The organism is Pseudonocardia humida (genome assembly GCF_023898865.1).
Classification (GTDB): Bacteria; Actinomycetota; Actinomycetes; order Mycobacteriales; family Pseudonocardiaceae; genus Pseudonocardia; species Pseudonocardia humida.
Genome location: NZ_JAGSOV010000077.1, coordinates 20,429 through 36,614, shown reverse-complemented (window position 1 = coordinate 36,614; position 16,186 = coordinate 20,429). Strand labels below are relative to the sequence as shown.

Genomic DNA, 16,186 nt, shown 5'->3' with positions numbered 1-16,186 from the left:
CCGACCGGGGCCGGGGGAGTGGCGTCAGAGCAGCCGGCGCTGGACGACGTCGGCGACGACCGCGGACACCACCAGGTCGATCTCCCCGGCCGGGGGCCGGGTGCGCGCACGGCCGGCGCACAGCAGGTGCGCGCCGCCGACGAGGGCCAGCGCGAGCGGGTCGATCTCGGCGTCGGCGGCGATGCGGCCCAGCTCGCGCTCCGCGGCGAGGTAGCCGGCGATCGCCGCGGTCATCTCGGTCAGGACGGGCGGGGTGCGCGGGACGGCGGCGCCGCGCAGGCGCTCCCGCAGCTCGTCGCGGAAGATGACGAGCCCGGCGACCGCCACGGTGACCGGGTCGAACAGCTCCGCCAGGGCGCCGGCGAGGTTCCCGGCGACGGTGCCCGTCCCGGCGGCGGCGCGCAGCTCGCCCGCTCGGGCGTCGATCCGGGCGATGCGGTCGCGGGCGAGCTCGGCGAGGAAGTCGTCGAAGTCGGCGAAGTGCCGGTGCAGCACGCCCTTGGCCACGTCGGCCTCGGTGGTGACGGCGCGGCTGGTCAGCGCGCCGGGGCCGGCCCGCAGCAGGACGCGCTCGGCGGCGTCGAGCAGCTGCTGGCGCGCGTCGCGGATGTGCACCCCGGTAGGCACGGCGCGGTTCCCCTTCGTCGGCGAGGGACCCCGGTTGCCGGAATGGGCGATTGCCCACTAAGGTGGGCACATGCCCACTCGAGCCGGAGGCCCCGTCGATCCTCCCTCCTCGCCGCCGCACCGACAGCGCCAGGTCGCCGAGTCGTTCGGCGTGGACGCCGAGCGCTACGACCGCGCCCGCCCGCGCTACCCCGAGGCGCTGATCGAGCGGATCCTCACCCGCAGCCCCGGCCCGGACGTCCTCGACGTCGGGTGCGGGACCGGCATCGAGGCCCGCCAGTTCCGCGCGGCGGGCGCCACTGTGCTGGGCGTCGACCCGGACGGGCGGATGGCCGAGTTCGCCCGGCGCACCGGCGTCGCGGTCGAGGTGGCCACCTTCGAGGACTGGGAGCCGGCCGGCCGCTCGTTCGACGCCGTCGTCGCCGGCCAGGCCTGGCACTGGGTCGACCCGGTCGCCGGCGCGGCGAAGGCGGCGCGGGTGCTGCGCCCGGACGGGCGGCTGGCCGTCTTCGGCCACGCCTTCGACGCCCCGCCCACGGTGACCGCGGCGTTCGTCGAGGCCTTCGCGCGGGTGGCTCCCGACTCGCCCTTCACCGTGCCGTCGGCGGGCGGGGCGGGGCGCAGCGCGCTTGAGGTCTACCAGGCCGGGTTCCTCGCCGCCGCGGACGGGATGCGGCGGGCCGGTGGCTTCGACGAGCCCGAGCAGTGGCGCTTCGACTGGGAGCAGTCCTACACCCGGGACCAGTGGCTGGACCACCTGCCCACCACCGGGGCGCTGACCCGGCTGCCGGCCGGGGCGCTGGCGCGGGTGCTCGACGCCGTCGGGGCCGCCGTCGACCGGATCGGTGGCGGCTTCACGATGCCGTACACGACGTTGGCCGCGACCGCCGTGCGGTCCTCCCGCTGACCCTCCGGCCCGCCTGCGGCGCCGCGTCCCCGACCCGTGGCAGGCTGGGGCGATGGCGGAGGAGCTCAACGTGCTCGGCGGCCCGCTGGAGCCGTGCGGAACCGACCCGATGACCGGCTTCTACCGCGACGGGTGCTGCAGCACCGGCCCGGAGGACCGCGGCAGCCACACCGTGTGCGCCGTCGTGACCGCCGAGTTCCTCGAGCACCAGCGCGGCGTGGGCAACGACCTGACGAGCCCGCGCCCCGAGTACGGCTTCCCGGGCCTGCGCCCCGGCGACCGCTGGTGCGTGGTCGCCGTGCGCTGGCTGCAGGCCGCCCGCGCGGGCACGGCGGCGCCGGTGGTGCTCGCCTCGACCAACCGCCGGGCCACCGAGGTCGTCCCGCTCGAGCTGCTGCGGGCGCACGCCGTCGACGTGCCGGCCGACCCGGGATCGCTGACCTGATCCGCCGGTCGTCCGCGACCGCGCCGTTCGCGCGCGGGGCCGCCGCCCGAACGGGACGAGGCGGCCTCCTCCTCGGAATGGAGTACGGGCTGTAACGGATCGTCGACCCGCCGTGAGATCCCCCGTGACGGTGTACGCGGAACTGGGGAGGTCGACGGTGTCGGAGCGTCATGCGCAGCGGGGGGAGAGCCGACGTCCCGCGTGGAGCAGCGCGGTGGCGATCGCTCTGCTCGCCCTCCTGGCCGCGTGCGGGACGACCGAGGCGGCGGCGCCGTCGGTCCCGGCCGCACCCGCGCCGCCGGCCCCGGAGCCGGGGGTGGTGTTCGCGGAGGACTTCGACGGCGATCGCCTCGACGAGACGCGGTGGGCCGCTCCCGACCGGGCCGACCTGATCCACCAGCGCGACGGCGGCCTGAACCTGGTCGTCACGGCGCAGGACACCGCCGACGGCGTGGAGGCGGCGTTGAACCCGAGGTTCACCGGCTCGTTCCGGGAGCTGAGGTTCACCGTGGCGGTGCCCGATTTCGGCGAATCCGGGCCCGGCGGCCCGGCGGTCGTGGTGCGCCAGGCCAGCGGGCGCAACCACGAGCTCGCGTTCGGGCCCAGCGGCGGCGAGCTGCAGGCGGTCGCCCTCGTGTGCGGGCGCCCGGAGTGCGCGGCCTATGACGACTTCGCCGAGCCCACCACGAGCGCGGGTTTCGCGCGGGGGGAGGTCGTGCCGGCGCGGATCGTCCAGGACGGCCCGGTGGTGCGGTTCTTCCTGCGCGACCAGCTCATCGGGGAATCGGCGGCCGACGACGACTCCCCGCTGACCGCGTTCGACATCGAGCTCTACGGCGCCGACGGCGAGGCCTGGCACGTCGTGCTCGACGCGCTGCGGCTGACCGCCTGACGCCGTCGATGCGTCCCGGTCGGTGGTCGGCCGGTACCGGGCCCGCCGTCGTGATCTCCTACCGGCGCTCCGGCGGCGGGGGGTGGGCGGGCAGGCTGCACGCCGACCTCGCCCGGCGGTTCGGCGACCGCAAGGTCTTCCTGGACCTGGACTCCATCGCGCCGGGCACCGACTTCACCGCCGAGATCGAGCGTGCGGTGCGCGCCGCCGACGCGCTCGTGCTGGTCGTCAACCCCGAGTGGTCGTCGGTGGTCGGGCGCCGCGGCGGCCGCCGGCTCGACGAGCCCGACGACCCGGTCCGGCGCGAGGTCGAGACCGCGCTGCGCCACCGGGTGCCGGTCCTGCCCGTCCTGGTCGACAGCGCGGTGATGCCGGACCGCGACGACCTGCCCGGTCCGCTGGCGCCCATCGCCGACATCAACGCCGTGCAGCTGACCGATCGGCACTGGTCGTCGGACCTGCGGGCGCTCGGCGACGCGATCGAGGCGGTGCGCGAGCAGCCGGGGCCGGGCCGGCGCTGGATCCGGCCGGCCCTGGCGGTGGTCGCGGTGCTGGTGGGCGGGATCATCGCGGCCGACCTGCCGCGCGGGACCGGCCCGACCCCGACCCCGACCGTGAGCGACGGCGTCGGTCGGGTGGTGTTCGAGGAGGACTTCGACACCGACGCGCTCGACCTGCGGCGCTGGAACCCCGCGTCCCGCCCCGACCTGATGCGCCCGCGCGACGGCGTGCTCGACCTGGTGCTCGACGGGGCCGGCCCACCGGAAGGCGTGGTCGGCACGCTGCTCCCGCGCGGCGTCGGCCCGTTCGACGAGGTCTCCTTCGTGGCGAGCGTGCTCGGCTTCGACCGGGCAGGCAAGGGCGGCGCGGGGGTGACGGTCGTGGAGTCCACCGGTCGGACCCACCGGCTGGTCTTCGGGCCGAGCCCACCGGCCGACGTCACCGCGATGGCGCTGGTGTGCGACCGGGCACGGTGCTCGGGCTACGACGACTACGTGCCCCCGGCCGTCTTCGTGCCCATGGCGCTGGGGGAGCCGGTGCCGATGCGGCTGACCCGGGAGGGTTCGGAGCTGACCGTGCGGGTGCGGGACGAGGTGATCGGACGGATCCCGGTGGCGGCGCCGCTGGCCGGGTTCAGCATCGACCTCGACGGCGAGGGGACGGAGTCCTGGCACATCACCGTCGACTCCGTCCGGGTCCGGGACTGACCCCGGCCCGACGGAGCGGTGGGCACCCGCTTCGGTGTCCACCGCCCCGGTGGTCGTGACCCGCCGTCAGCTGCGCAGCATGCCCCGCAGGACGTACTGCATGATCCCGCCGTTGCGGTAGTAGTCGGCCTCGCCGGGGGTGTCGATCCGGACCGTGGCCTCGAACTCGACCTTCTCGTCGCTCTGCTTCGTCGCCGTCACCCGCACGGTGCGCGGGGTGGAGCCGTCGTTGAGCGCGGTGACCCCGGAGATGTCGAAGGTCTCCGAGCCGTCCAGGCCCAGCGAGGACGCCGACTCGCCCTGCGGGAACTGCAGCGGCAGCACGCCCATCCCGATCAGGTTGGAGCGGTGGATGCGCTCGAAGGACTCCACGATCACGGCCTTCACCCCGAGCAGCGCGGTGCCCTTGGCCGCCCAGTCGCGCGAGGAGCCCGAGCCGTACTCCTTGCCGCCCAGCACCACCAGGGGCGTGCCCTGCGCAGCGTAGTTCTGCGCGGCGTCGTAGATGAACGCCTGCGGCGCGCCCTCCTGGGTGAAGTCGCGCGTGTAGCCCCCGGAGACGCCCTTCCCGCCGTTCTCCTGGCTGAGCAGTTGGTTGCGCAGCCGGATGTTGGCGAACGTGCCGCGGATCATCACCTCGTGGTTGCCGCGCCGCGACCCGTAGGAGTTGAAGTCCTTCTTCTCCACGCCGTGCTCGATCAGGTACTGCCCGGCCGGGGTGTCGGCCTTGATCGAGCCGGCGGGGGAGATGTGGTCGGTGGTGACCGAGTCGCCCAGCATGGCCAGCACCCGGGCCCCCGAGATGTCCACGACCGGCGACGGCTCGGGCTGCATGCCCTCGAAGTACGGGGGCTTGCGCACGTAGGTGGACTCGGGGTCCCACTCGAAGGTCCGCCCCTCCGGCGTGGGCAGTGACTTCCAGCGCTCGTCGCCGGCGAAGACGTCGGCGTAGTCCTTGGTGAACATCTCCTGGGTGATCGTGTTGTCGATCGTGGCCTGGACGTCGGCCGCGGAGGGCCACAGGTCGCGCAGGAAGACGTCGGCGCCGTCGGAGTCCTGGCCCAGCGGCTGGGTCTCGAAGTCGAAGTCCATCGTGCCGGCCAGCGCGTAGGCGATCACCAGCGGCGGCGAGGCCAGGTAGTTCATCTTGATGTCGGGGTTGATGCGGCCCTCGAAGTTGCGGTTGCCCGACAGCACCGACACGACCGCCAGGTCGGCCTCGTTGACCGCGGCCGAGATCTCCTCGGGCAGCGGGCCGGAGTTGCCGATGCAGGTGGTGCAGCCGTAGCCGACCAGGTGGTAGCCCAGCTTCTCCAGGTAGGGCCAGAGCCCGGCCTTCTCGTAGTAGTCGGTGACGACCTGCGAGCCCGGCGCCATGGAGGTCTTGACCCACGGCTTGACGGCCAGGCCCTTGTCCACGGCGTTCTTGGCCAGCAGCGCGGCGCCCAGCATCACCGACGGGTTCGACGTGTTGGTGCAGGAGGTGATCGAGGCGATCACCACGGCGCCGTGGTCGAGGTCGAAGGTGGTGCCGTTGGCCATGGTCACCGACGTCGGCTTGCTGACCCGGCCGTGCGCGCCCGTCGCGGCCGAGACGGCCACCCGCGGCTTGCCGCCGTCGCCGTTGCCGTGCGCGGAGGGGCTGGCGGGGTCGCTGGCCGGGAAGCTCTCCTCGCCCGCCTCGTCGACCGACGAGCCGGAGGAGGCGGCGTCGTCCGGGTCGGTGGCGTCGGGGGTGCCGGCGTACTCGCCGATCACCGAGCGGAACGCCTCCTTGGACTCGGTGAGCGAGATGCGGTCCTGCGGGCGCTTGGGCCCGGCGATGGACGGCACGACGGTCGACAGGTCGAGCTCGACGGTCTCGGAGTAGACGGCCTCGCGGGTCGGGTCGTGCCAGAGGCCCTGCTCCTTGGCGTAGGCCTCGACCAGCGCGATCTGCTCCTTCGCGCGACCGGTGAGGGTCAGGTAGCGCAGCGTCTCCTCGTCGATCGGGAAGATCGCCGCGGTGGAGCCGAACTCCGGGCTCATGTTGCCGATGGTGGCCCGGTTGGCCAGCGGCACCGCGCCCACGCCCTCGCCGTAGAACTCGACGAACTTCCCGACCACGCCCTCGCGGCGCAGGATCTCGGTGATGGTCAGCACGACGTCGGTGGCGGTGGCCCCGGCGGGGATCTCCCCGCTCAGCTTGAAGCCCACGACCTTGGGGATCAGCATCGAGACCGGCTGGCCGAGCATCGCGGCCTCGGCCTCGATGCCGCCGACGCCCCAGCCCAGCACGCCCAGGCCGTTGACCATCGTGGTGTGCGAGTCGGTGCCGACGAGCGTGTCGGGGTAGGCCTGCCCGCCGCGGGTCATCACGACGCGGGCCAGGTGCTCGATGTTGACCTGGTGCACGATGCCGGTGCCCGGCGGGACGACCTTGAACTCGTCGAAGGCGCCCTGGCCCCAGCGCAGGAACTGGTAGCGCTCCCTGTTGCGGCTGTACTCGAACTCGACGTTGCGCTCGAACGCGTCCGGGGTGCCGAACACGTCGGTGATCACCGAGTGGTCGATGACCAGCTCGGCCGGGGCCAGCGGGTTGACCCGGGCCGGGTCGCCGCCCAGCTCGGTGACGGCCTCGCGCATGGTCGCCAGGTCGACCACGCACGGCACGCCGGTGAAGTCCTGCATGATCACCCGGGCCGGGGTGAACTGGATCTCGGTGTCGGGCTCGGCGGCCGGGTCCCAGCCGGCCAGCGCGCGCACGTGCTCGGCGGTGACGTTGGCGCCGTCCTCGGTGCGCAGGAGGTTCTCCAGCAGCACCTTCAGGCTGAACGGCAGCCGGTCGGCGCCGTCCACGGCGGAGATCCGGTAGATCTCGTGCTCGGCCCCGCCAGCCTGCAGGACGCCCTTGGCGCCGAAGCTGTCCGGGTTGGTGGCTGGGCTGGTCGTGGCCACTGTCGAGTCCTCCTGCGGTGGTGGGCGCCGGGTGGGTCTCCGTGCTGGTGCGTCGCGGATGGTCCGTCGCTGGTGATCGGCGTTCGACTTCCGCGGAGTCTGGCGCACCCCGTTCCGGCTGCGCCGCCGACCCCGCTACCCCAAACAGTACGCTTGTCCTGTTATTTCGTCGAACCGGGGTGCGACGCGCGAGGACCCCGCCCACCTGGGACGGGGTCCTCGTCGGTCGTGCGCCCTGCGCGCGGCTAGTTCGCCGAGTCCAGCAGGGCGGTGATGTCCTGGGGCTCGAGCACGCCCAGCGCGCTGCCGAACAGGCTGATCATGGTCTGGCCGGGGGAGAAGTAGTGCTTCCCGTCGACCTCGTTGGTCACGACCTGCACGTCGAAGAGGGCCTGGGCGATCCGCGGCGCCAGCCGCTCCAGCGTCGGGTCGCCCGCGTCGCCGATCGAGTCGAGCAGGTCGGCCGAGCACAGCCGCTGCGGCGCGCCGCCGTCCTCGGTGGCCACCAGGCAGTCGCCGTCGCGCTCGATGGTGCCGCGCGAGCCGTCGGCCTCGATCACGGCCCGCTTGAGCTGCACCGCGGTGTGGCCGCGGACGGTGGTCTCGGTGGTCTCCAGCTCCAGCAGCTTCGCCCCGCTCGGCTCACCGGCCCCGGCGCTCTCGATGATCACCTCACCGGCGTCGTGCATGACCTGCAGCTCGGCCGGGTCCATGAGCTCGATCAGCCGGCGCATGTCCTGGTCGAGGATCGCCTGCACGGTCTCCTGGACCGCGGCCTGGGCGCTGTCGGTGCCCACCGCGGGCACCGGCTGGGCCGGCCACTGCGCGCCGGACTCGCGAAGGCCGTAGTCGGCCGCGGTGTAGAAGAGGCTGACGTACCACTCGCCGCCGACCCGGACGCTGGCCAGGCGCAGCGGCTCGCCGGTCTGGGCGATGATGTCGCTGACGTTGACCGTGGTGGGTGCGTTGGTGGTGGGGACCATCCCGTTCGGGAACGCCCGCTGCGCGAACTCCTCGGTGAACGGCAGGTCGCCGAAGCCCTGCTGGGACACGATCTGCCCGCCGGTCACCTTGTTGATCACGAGGTCGTCGCGGACCTGCTCGGCCGCGGCCTCGTCGATCTGCAGGTCCTTGAACTCCACGGTGCCCAGGCCCAGCTCGGCGTTGGGCTTGAGGATGTTCAGCCGGACCAGCTCGTCGACCAGGACGTCGCCGGCGTCGGCGGCGAGCTGGGCCTCGCCGGGGTGCAGCCGGCTGGCCGCGTCGATGAGGTTCTGCGAGTTCAGGTCCTGGGCCAGCAGCTGGACCGCGGCGGCCGGGGTGTCGGCGCCCCCGCGCCCGCTGAGCCAGGTCACCACGCCGAAGGCGCCGCCGGCCAGCGCGAGCACGGCCACGATCGCGATGACGATCGGACCGCGCCGCCGCGGCGGGGCGCTGTAGCCGGGGGGCGGGGGCTGTGCGCCGCCCCATCCGGGCGGCGGCCCGCCGGGCAGGGTCGCCGTCGGCTGGCCCGCGTAGCCCTGCTGGCCCGGGTAGGGCTGGCCGTAGCCGGGCTGCTGGCCGTACCCGGGCTGTTGCCCGTAGCCGGGCTGCTGCCCGTACCCCGGCTGTTGCCCGTAGCCGGGCTGCTGCTGCGGGTAGCCCTGGCCGTAGCCGCCGCCCTGGTAGGGCGGGGGCACCTGCTGACCGTGTCCCGGACCCCCTGTCCGGGCCACCCGTCCGGCGGTCCGCCTCGCCCGTTGTCACTCACCGCTGTGCTCCTCGTCGTCGCGTCCCCCGATCGGGGCCCGGCAGTGATGCTGTCGGTCCACGGCCCCGGAATGCACCGTGTAACTACGGAATCGTCGTCAGATCGCCACCAGAACTAACCCGATCGGAGCACGTCGTGCATCCGTTCTGGTGTGCCTCCCCGGACGCGCCCGGTCCGAATGGCAGCATCCGCCGCGCTCGTGACGGTCAGTGGCCCGGCCGATCGGTCGGTGGGATGGGAGAAGGCGGATGCGGCGTGCGGTGGTCGCGCTCCTGGTCCTGATCGCCCTGCTCAGCGGGGTCGGTACCGCCGTGGCGCAGCCGACGCCACCGCCCAACCCCGGCGACGACGAGCTGGAGCGCAGCGCGCAGGAGGTCACCCGCCGTGCCGGCGAGGTCGGTCGGCTGACCTCGGAGCTGGCCGACCTGGACATCCGCACCGACGACCTGGCCGCCGAGCTGGCCCTGAGCCGGGAGAGTGCGGAGGCGGCGCTGGAGTTGCTCAACGCCGCGCAGGAGGCCGCGGCCGAGGCCGGTCGGCAGGCCGACGCGGCGCGGATCGCGACCCAGGCGGCGTCGGCGGCCATCGAGTCGGCCCGCGACCGCCTCGACGAGTTCGTGGTGGCCACCTACCAGCAGGGCCTCGACAACGGCCCGCTCGGCCTGCTGACCGCGGCCACCGGCCCGGAGGACCTGGTCGCGCGGGCCGAGTTCAACGACGCGATCGCCCGCTCCCAGCTGGCCGCGCAGGACGGCCTGGAGCGCGCCCGGGTGGAGAAGGCCAACGCCGACGCGGGCGCCCGGGCGGCCCTGCAGGCGGCGCGGGACCGCGAGGCCGAGGCGGCGCAGGCGGAGGCCGACGCCGAGGCCGCGTTCGCCGCCGCGGATCAGGCCGCCCGCGAGCACGCCGCGCGGTTGGCCGAGCTGGACGCCCGGCGCGTCGAGCTGCAGCGCCGCCTGGACGCCGCGGAGGCGGGCGACGCCGGGTTGCGCGCCCAGCGCACCCGCTACAACGAGTGGCGGGCGCGGGTGGCGGCCGAGCAGGCCGCGGCCGACCGGGCCGCCCGTGAGGAGGCCAACAGCCGGGTGCTCGCCCTGGGCGACGGACCGCCGGTGCGCGGCAGCGCCGCCGTGCGCCGGGTCATCGACCGGGCGATGTCGCAGCTGGGCGTGCAGTACGTGTGGGGCGGGGGCAACGGCCGGGGCCCGAGCACCGGCATCCCGGACCGGTTCGGCTCCCCGCTCAACCGCATCGGCTTCGACTGCTCGGGGCTGATGCTCTACGCGTTCAACGGCGCCGGGGTGCGCCTGCCCCGGGTGAGCCGCAACCAGTACAACGCGGGCCGCAAGGTCCCGATCTCCGACCTGCGACCCGGTGACATGGTCTTCTACAAGCGCGGCGGCGCCCCGATCCACCACGTGGCCATGTACGTCGGCGACGGAAAGATGATCGAGGCCCCCTACACCGGGGCGTCCGTGCGTGTGACCAAGCTGCGCACCCGCGGCCTGCTCCCGATGGCCACCCGCGTCCTCTGACCGTCCCGGCCCACCCCGTCGAGAACGACCCTGGCGTCATTTCGGACCGGTCCAAACGACGACGAGTTCGTTCTCGACGGGTCCCCCATTGTGTCAACGATCGATTGACGCCATCGTTCGGTCAGCCAAAGGCTGACCGAACCGAACCGCCCGGACCGGGGGACTCACCGGCGCCTCACGGCCGGCGCGGTGGGATGGGGCGGTGAACGTGCAGGAGTCGGCATCGAACCCGCCGCAGCACAACCCGGCCCACGACGCGGACCGGCTGGAGCGCGTGGTGTTCGAGATCAAGCGGGTGATCGTCGGCCAGGACCGGTTGGTCGAGCGGATGCTCGTCGGGCTGCTGGCCAAGGGGCACCTGCTGCTCGAGGGCGTGCCCGGCGTGGCCAAGACGCTGGCCGTGGAGACGGTGGCCAAGGTCGTCGGCGGCAGCTTCGCCCGCCTGCAGTTCACCCCCGACCTGGTCCCCGCCGACATCCTGGGCACCCGGATCTACCGGCAGGGCCGCGAGGAGTTCGACGTCGAGCTGGGCCCGATCGTGGCCAACTTCGTGCTCGCCGACGAGATCAACCGGGCGCCGGCGAAGGTGCAGTCGGCGATGCTCGAGGTGATGGCCGAGCGGCACCTGTCGATCGGCGGGCGCACCTATCCGATGCCCGACCCGTTCCTGGTGCTGGCCACCCAGAACCCCATCGAGAACGAGGGCGTCTACCCGCTGCCCGAGGCCCAGCGCGACCGCTTCCTGTTCAAGATCGTGGTCGAGTACCCGGGTCTCGAGGAGGAGCGCGAGATCGTGTACCGGATGGGGTCGGAGCCGCCGGTGGCCCAGCAGGTGATCGATCCCGAGGAGCTGCGCAGGTTGCAGCGCTCGGCGTCCTCGGTGTTCGTGCACCACGCCCTGGTCGACTACGTGGTGCGGCTGGTGGTGGCCACGCGCACCCCCGCGGAGCACGGCCTGTCCGACATCGCCGGGTGGGTGGCCTACGGGGCCTCGCCGCGCGCGACGCTCGGGATCGTCGCGGCGTCGCGCTCGCTGGCGCTGGTCCGCGGGCGCGACTACGTGCTGCCCCAGGACATCCTCGACGTCGCCCCGGACGTGCTGCGCCACCGGCTGGTGCTGTCCTACGACGCGGTGGCCGACCAGGTGCCGATGGACCACATCATCTCGCGGGTGCTGGCCACGGTGCCGCTGCCGCAGGTCACCGCCCGCCCGACCGGGGCGTCGGGAGCGAGCCCGTCGCAGTACTCGCCGGCGTGAGCGCGGCACCGGCCCCGGACGCCCGGTCCGCGCCGGTGGCGGTCGGGCGCAGGCGCGGTGCGGCGCCGCCGTCGCTGCGCGGAGCGGAGATCGAGACGGCGCTGCGCACCCTGGAGCTGACGGTCCGCGGCCGGCTCGACGGGCTGCTGCAGGGCAACCACCTTGGCCTCGTGCCGGGGCCGGGCAGCGAGCCCGGGGAGGCGCGCCCGTACCAGGCGGGCGACGACGTGCGCCGGATGGACTGGGCGGTGACCGCGCGCACGACCGAGGCGCACGTGCGGGAGACGGTGGCCGACCGCGAGCTGGAGACGTGGGTGGTGCTGGACCTGTCGCCGAGCCTGGACTTCGGCACGGCGGGCTGCGAGAAGCGCGACCTGGCGGTGGCCGCGCTGGCCGCGGTGGCCCACCTGACCCGCGGCGGGGGCAACCGGATCGGCGCGGTCGTGGCGACCGGTGCGCACACGGTGCGGATCCCGGCCCGCGGTGGCGTGGCGCACGCGCGGGGGCTGCTGCGCCGGGTGGTGGAGACGCCGCGGGCGCCCACCGGCAACCGCGGCGACCTGGCCGCGGCGATCGAGAAGCTGCGCCGCCCGCCGCGGCGGCGGGGGCTGGCCGTGGTGATCTCGGACTTCCTCGGCGAGCCGGACTGGGAGCGCCCGCTGCGGGCGCTGTCGGCGCGCCACGAGCTGCTGGCCGTGGAGGTGCTCGACCCGCGGGAGCTGGAGCTGCCGGAGGTGGGCACGGTGGTGCTGGCCGATCCGGAGACCGGGCGCCAGCGCGAGGTGGTCACCACGCCGCTGCTGTGCCGGGAGTTCGCGGCGGCCGCGGCCGAGCACCGCGAACGGGTCGCCGCGACGCTGCGCCGCTGCGGGGCGGCGCAGCTGACCCTGCGCACCGACTCCGACTGGGTGGCCGACATCGTGCGGTTCGCGCTGGCCCGCAAGCGCGCCTGGTCGGGGGGAGGGCGGTAGGGGTGGTGTTCGCGCAGCCGTGGTGGCTGGTGCTGCTCGTGGTGGTGGCCGCGCTCGTCGTGGGCTACGTGGTGCTGCTGCGCAGGCGCCGCCGCGACGTCATCCGGTTCACCAACCTGGAGCTGCTGGACAAGGTCGCGCCGAACCGGCCCGGCTGGTGGCGGCACCTGCCCGCGGTCGGGTTGATCGCCGCGCTGGCGGTGCTGACGGTGGCGCTGGCCGGGCCGATGGCCGAGGCGAGGGTGCCGCGCAACCGGGCGACCGTGATGCTGGTGATCGACGTGTCGCTGTCGATGCAGGCCACCGACGTCGAGCCGAGCCGGTTGGCCGCCGCGCAGGCCGCGGCCAAGGCGTTCGCCGACCAGCTGACCCCGGGGATCAACCTGGGGCTGGTGTCGTTCGCGGGCACCGCTGCGGTGCTGGTGTCGCCGACGGCCGACCGGGAGCCGGTGAAGCGGGCGGTCGACGGGTTGAAGCTGTCGGAGTCCACGGCGACCGGGGAGGCGGTGTTCGCCGCGATCCAGTCGGTGGAGACGTTCTCGCAGGCCATCGCGGGCACCGAGGACGGTCCCCCGCCGGCGCGGATCGTGCTGATGAGCGACGGCAAGCAGACCGTCCCGGGTGGGGTGACCCCGGAGGAGGAGCCGCGGGGGTCGTTCACGGCGGCGCGGCGGGCCGAGGAGGTCGGGATCCCGGTCTCCACGATCTCGTTCGGCACCGAGTACGGCTCGATCGAGATCAACCCGGGCGAGCGCACCCCGGTGGCGGTGGACGACGCGTCGATGCAGCGGATCGCCGAGCTGTCGGGCGGGCAGTTCTTCACCGCGGCCACCGAGGAGGAGCTGCGCCAGGTCTACGCGGAGCTGGGCGAGCAGATCGGTTACGAGACCCGGCGGGTCGACGTGAGCAGGCCGTGGCTGGCCGGTGGGGCGATGCTGCTGGTGGTGGGGATCGGCGCGGGGTTGGCGCTGGGGCGGCGGTTGCCCTAGCGCGTCGGCGGAGTCCGGCTCGGCTGCGCGGTGCCCGGGCGGTGGGCCCGGGGTGGAGGTCATAGGGTGGGCGCGTGGGACGCAGCGTGCTGGTGACCGGTGGCAACCGCGGTATCGGGCTCGCGATCGCGACGGCGTTCGCGGCGCAGGGCGACCAGGTGGCGGTGACGCACCGCTCCCCGGTGGACGACCTGCCCGGCGAGCTGCTGCCGGTGCAGTGCGACGTCACCGACTCGGCCGCGGTGGACGCGGCGTTCGGCACGGTCGAGGAGAAGCACGGTCCGGTGCAGGTGCTGGTGTCCAACGCCGGCATCACCGACGACGGGCTGCTCATGCGGATGAGCGAGGAGTCGTTCACCTCGGTGGTGGACACCAACCTGACCGCGGCCTACCGGGTGGCCAAGCGGGCCTCGCGCGGCATGCTCAAGGCCAGGGGCGGGCGGATGGTGTTCGTGTCCTCCGTGGTCGGGCTGCTCGGCTCGGCGGGCCAGGTGAACTACGCCTCGGCGAAGGCCGGGCTGGTCGGGTTGGCCCGGTCGGTGGCCAGGGAGCTGGGGTCGCGGGGCATCACCGCGAACGTGGTGGCGCCCGGGTTCGTCGACACCGACATGACGCGCAAGCTCAGCGAGGCCCGCCGCACCGAGATCCTCGGCCAGGTGCCGCTGGGCCGCTACGCCAGCCCGGAGGAGATCGCGGCCGCGGTCACCTGGCTCGCCTCCGACGGCGCCGGGTACATCACCGGGGCGGTCATCCCGGTCGACGGCGGCCTCGGCATGGGGCACTGAGGCACGGGGCACCGGCTCCCGCTCTCCCACACCTTCCCCGGACACGAAAGGCCATCCATGGGACTGCTCGACGGCAAGCGCCTGCTCATCACCGGCGTGATCACCGACGCCTCGCTGGGCTTCCACGCCGCGAAGATCGCCCAGGAGCAGGGCGCGCAGGTCGTGCTCACCGGGTACGGCCGGATGCGGCTGGTGGAGCGGATCGCGCAGCGGCTGCCCGAGCCGGCGCCGGTCGTCGAGCTGGACGTGACCTCGCAGGAGCAGCTCGACAGCCTGGTCGAGCGGGTCAGCCCGCACCTGGGCGAGGACCCGAAGCTCGACGGCGTGCTGCACTCGATCGCCGGGGCGCCGCCCTCGTGCCTGGGTGAGGGGGCGTTCCTGGGCGCGCCGTGGGACGACGTGGCGGTGGCCCTGCACATCGGCGCCTACTCCTACAAGGCGCTGGCCGTCGCGCTGCTGCCGCTGCTGGGTCCGGGCAGCTCGGTCGTCGGGATGGACTTCGACAACCGGCAGGCCTGGCCGGCCTACGACTGGATGGGCGTGGCGAAGTCGTCGCTGGAGTCGGTGAACCGCTACCTGGCCCGCGACCTGGGTCCCCAGGGCATCCGGGTCAACCTGGTGGCGGCCGGCCCGGTGCGCACGATGGCGGCCAAGTCGATCCCGGGGTTCGCGAAGTTCGAGGACGTGTGGGACGAGCGCTCGCCGCTGGGTTGGGACGTCAACGACCCGGTGCCGGTGGCGAAGACGGTGTGCGCGCTGCTGTCGGACTGGTTGCCGGCGACCACCGGTTCGATGGTGTGGGCCGACGGCGGTTTCCACGCCGTGGGTGTCTAATCGGGGCGTGGAGCACTCCTCGTTCGACGCGCTGCTCGTCCTGTCCTTCGGTGGCCCGGAGGCCCCCGACGAGGTCCGCCCGTTCCTGGAGAACGTGGTCCGCGGCCGCGGGGTGCCCCCGCAGCGGTTGGACGCGGTGGAGGAGCACTACCAGCACTTCGGCGGGGTCAGCCCGATCAACGCCCGCAACCGCGAGCTGATCGCGGCGGTCGGTGAGCGCGTCGACCTGCCGATCTACTTCGGCAACCGCAACTGGCACCCGATGGTCGAGGCGACCGTCGAGGAGATGGCCCGCGACGGGGTGCGCCGGGCGCTGGTCTTCTCGACCAGCGCCTACGGCGGTTACTCGGCGTGCCGGCAGTACCACGAGGACATCGCCCGCGCCCGCAAGGCCGTCGGCGACGGGGCGCCGCGGCTGGTGAAGCTGCGCCACTTCTTCGACCACCCGCTGTTCGTGCGGGCCAACGCCGATGCGGTGCGCGCGGCGATGGCCGGGCTGCCCGCGCAGCCGCGGTTGGTGTTCACCGCGCACTCGGTGCCCGAGGCCGCCGACGCCACCGGCGGGCCGCCCGCGGAGGGTGGGCACCTCTACTCGAGGCAGGTGCGCGAGGCGGCCCAGCTGGTGGCCGTCGAGCTCGGGGAGAGCGACTTCGACGTCGTGTGGCAGTCGCGCTCGGGTCCGCCGCAGGTGCCGTGGCTGGCTCCGGACATCGTCGACCACCTCGAGGACCTGCACGCTCGTGGGGTGGGCGCGGTGGTGGTCTCGCCGATCGGGTTCGTCTCCGACCACCTCGAGGTGATCTGGGACCTCGACACCGAGGCCGCGGAGAAGGCCGCCGAGCTCGGCATGGGTTTCGCCCGCGCGGCCACGGCCGGGGCCGACCCGCGGTTCGCCGACCTGGTCGCGGAGCTGATCGCCGAGCACATGCACGGGTTCGCGCCGCTGCGGCTCGGTGAGGTGCCCGGGTTCGGGTGCACCGCCGACGGTGCCTTCTGCGCGGTCGACTGCTGCACCCCGCCCCGCAGGCCCACCCGGCCCGAGTAGGCG

At 74.0% G+C, this 16,186-nt stretch carries 14 protein-coding genes; 11 read left to right on the top strand and 3 right to left on the bottom strand.

The genetic code is table 11. The annotated features are described in order from the left end of the window. Positions 1-24: 24 nt before the first annotated feature. Entirely contained in the window at positions 25-627 is a 603-nt protein-coding gene (locus KDL28_RS34210; RefSeq protein ID WP_252445348.1) for a TetR/AcrR family transcriptional regulator, read from the bottom strand. A 70-nt stretch (positions 628-697) separates the two neighbouring features. Between KDL28_RS34210 and KDL28_RS34205 the strand changes: the two genes are divergently transcribed. From KDL28_RS34205 to KDL28_RS34190, 4 genes are all read left to right on the top strand, one after another. Beyond that, complete coding sequence (locus KDL28_RS34205) at positions 698-1,534, top strand: class I SAM-dependent methyltransferase (RefSeq protein ID WP_252445346.1); 837 nt, start codon at positions 698-700, stop codon at positions 1,532-1,534. Positions 1,535-1,586: 52 nt separating this feature from the next. Next, entirely contained in the window at positions 1,587-1,979 is a 393-nt protein-coding gene (locus KDL28_RS34200) for a DUF2237 family protein (protein WP_252445344.1), read from the top strand. A 214-nt stretch (positions 1,980-2,193) separates the two neighbouring features. Then, positions 2,194-2,871: a hypothetical protein gene (locus tag KDL28_RS34195; RefSeq protein ID WP_252445342.1), complete on the top strand. Its 678-nt coding sequence runs from the start codon at positions 2,194-2,196 to the stop codon at positions 2,869-2,871. Positions 2,872-2,921: 50 nt separating this feature from the next. Beyond that, a complete protein-coding gene (locus KDL28_RS34190) occupies positions 2,922-4,079 on the top strand; it encodes a TIR domain-containing protein (protein WP_252445340.1) in 1,158 nt (385 codons plus the stop codon). 66 nt (positions 4,080-4,145) lie between these two features. Here KDL28_RS34190 and KDL28_RS34185 read toward each other — a convergent pair whose 3' ends face one another. Together KDL28_RS34185 and KDL28_RS34180 are read right to left on the bottom strand one after the other, a co-directional pair. After that, the gene (locus tag KDL28_RS34185; RefSeq protein ID WP_252445338.1) at positions 4,146-7,016 is read right to left on the bottom strand and encodes an aconitate hydratase; all 2,871 of its coding nucleotides are present in this window, start codon (positions 7,014-7,016) and stop codon (positions 4,146-4,148) included. 245 nt (positions 7,017-7,261) lie between these two features. Then, positions 7,262-8,695 (bottom strand): flagellar basal body protein FliL, encoded by a 1,434-nt coding sequence (locus KDL28_RS34180; RefSeq protein ID WP_252445337.1) that lies wholly within the window; start codon positions 8,693-8,695, stop codon positions 7,262-7,264. Between the two features lie 319 nt (positions 8,696-9,014). Here KDL28_RS34180 and KDL28_RS34175 point away from each other — a divergent pair, with 319 nt between their 5' ends. The 7 genes from KDL28_RS34175 (at position 9,015) to KDL28_RS34145 (ending at position 16,183) form a co-directional block, all read left to right on the top strand. Next, the gene (locus KDL28_RS34175; protein ID WP_252445335.1) at positions 9,015-10,301 is read left to right on the top strand and encodes an NlpC/P60 family protein; all 1,287 of its coding nucleotides are present in this window, start codon (positions 9,015-9,017) and stop codon (positions 10,299-10,301) included. Between the two features lie 202 nt (positions 10,302-10,503). Beyond that, on the top strand, positions 10,504-11,559 hold the full coding sequence (locus tag KDL28_RS34170; protein ID WP_372497158.1) for an AAA family ATPase: 1,056 nt from the start codon (positions 10,504-10,506) through the stop codon (positions 11,557-11,559). Beyond that, positions 11,556-12,530 carry a DUF58 domain-containing protein gene (locus KDL28_RS34165; protein WP_372497157.1) on the top strand — a complete coding sequence of 325 codons (975 nt, stop codon included), beginning with the start codon at positions 11,556-11,558 and terminating at the stop codon, positions 12,528-12,530. Before KDL28_RS34170 ends, KDL28_RS34165 begins: the two co-directional genes overlap by 4 nt. 2 nt (positions 12,531-12,532) lie before the next feature. Further along, the gene (locus KDL28_RS34160; protein WP_252445333.1) at positions 12,533-13,519 is read left to right on the top strand and encodes a VWA domain-containing protein; all 987 of its coding nucleotides are present in this window, start codon (positions 12,533-12,535) and stop codon (positions 13,517-13,519) included. A 74-nt stretch (positions 13,520-13,593) separates the two neighbouring features. Next, positions 13,594-14,304, top strand: coding sequence for a 3-oxoacyl-ACP reductase FabG (gene fabG, locus KDL28_RS34155; RefSeq protein WP_252445331.1), 711 nt, complete (start codon positions 13,594-13,596; stop codon positions 14,302-14,304). Positions 14,305-14,361: 57 nt separating this feature from the next. Beyond that, the gene (gene fabI / locus KDL28_RS34150; protein WP_252445329.1) at positions 14,362-15,138 is read left to right on the top strand and encodes an enoyl-ACP reductase FabI; all 777 of its coding nucleotides are present in this window, start codon (positions 14,362-14,364) and stop codon (positions 15,136-15,138) included. A gap of 7 nt (positions 15,139-15,145) precedes the next feature. Beyond that, positions 15,146-16,183, top strand: coding sequence for a ferrochelatase (locus KDL28_RS34145; RefSeq protein WP_252445327.1), 1,038 nt, complete (start codon positions 15,146-15,148; stop codon positions 16,181-16,183). Positions 16,184-16,186 lie beyond the last annotated feature (3 nt).